Annotated in this window: 1 protein-coding gene; it reads left to right on the forward strand. The window is 65.9% G+C overall.

The window, feature by feature from the left end; translation table 11 throughout:
* On the forward strand, nucleotides 1–1126 hold a 1126-nt coding region (locus ACODS1_RS24090; protein ID WP_489087635.1), incomplete at both ends, for an amino acid adenylation domain-containing protein.

Raw genomic sequence — 1126 nt, forward strand, 5'->3', positions numbered from 1 at the left:
TCGAGCTGGTGGTGGCCTTGCTGGCCATCGTCAAGGCCGGTGGCGCCTACGTGCCGATGGATCCGGATTACCCGCACGAGCGTCTGCAACACATGCTGGACGACAGCGGTGTGACGCTGCTGCTGACCCAGGCGCATCTGCGTGATGCACTGCCAGCCTCGGATGCCCGTGCTTTCTGCCTGGACAGCGACTGGCATGAAGTGGAGGGGCTGGAAGGGAGTGATTTGCCCGTTCTGGGCACACCGGACAACCTGGCCTACCTGATCTACACCTCCGGCTCCACCGGCAAGCCCAAGGGCGCCGGCAACAGCCACCAGGCGTTGATCAACCGCCTGCACTGGATGCAGAAAGAGTACGGCCTGACGCCGGCTGACCGCGTGCTGCAAAAGACCCCGTTCAGCTTCGACGTGTCGGTGTGGGAGTTCTTCTGGCCGCTGCTGACTGGCGCGGCGCTGGTGGTGGCCGAGCCAGGGGCGCACCGCGACCCGCTGGCCCTGCGGCAGGTGATCAATGAGGGCGCGGTCAGTGTGCTGCACTTCGTACCCTCGATGCTGCAGGCCTTCGTTGCCTCCGGTGAGCTGGAGCACTGCCCGTCACTCAAGCAGGTGATGTGCAGCGGCGAGGCGCTGCCCTACGAGCTGCAACAGCAGTTCCGTCAGCGTCACGCCGCCAAGCTGCACAACCTCTACGGCCCCACCGAAGCGGCCATCGACGTCAGCTATTGGGCCTGCGACGAGGAGAACGAGCGGCACATCGTGCCCATCGGCCGGCCCATCGACAACCTGCGCCTGTACATCCTCGACACCTGGCTGGAGCCGGTGCCGCAAGGCGTGGCGGGCGAGCTGTATATCGGCGGCGTCGGCCTGGCGCGGGGTTATCACGCACGACCAGGGCTGACCGCCGAGCGTTTTGTCGCCGATCCCTTTGCTGGTTTATATGGCCAGGCGGGCCAGCGCCTGTACCGCACCGGTGACCTGGCGCGCTGGCGGGCGGACGGTGCCATCGAATACGTCGGCCGTATCGATCATCAGGTGAAGATCCGTGGCCTGCGTATCGAACTGGGCGAGATCGAAGCGCGTCTGCAAGCGCACCCGCAGGTCGAAGAAGCGGTGGTGGTGGCGCGCGA

It is taken from the genome of Pseudomonas sp. FG29 (genome assembly GCF_057809355.1).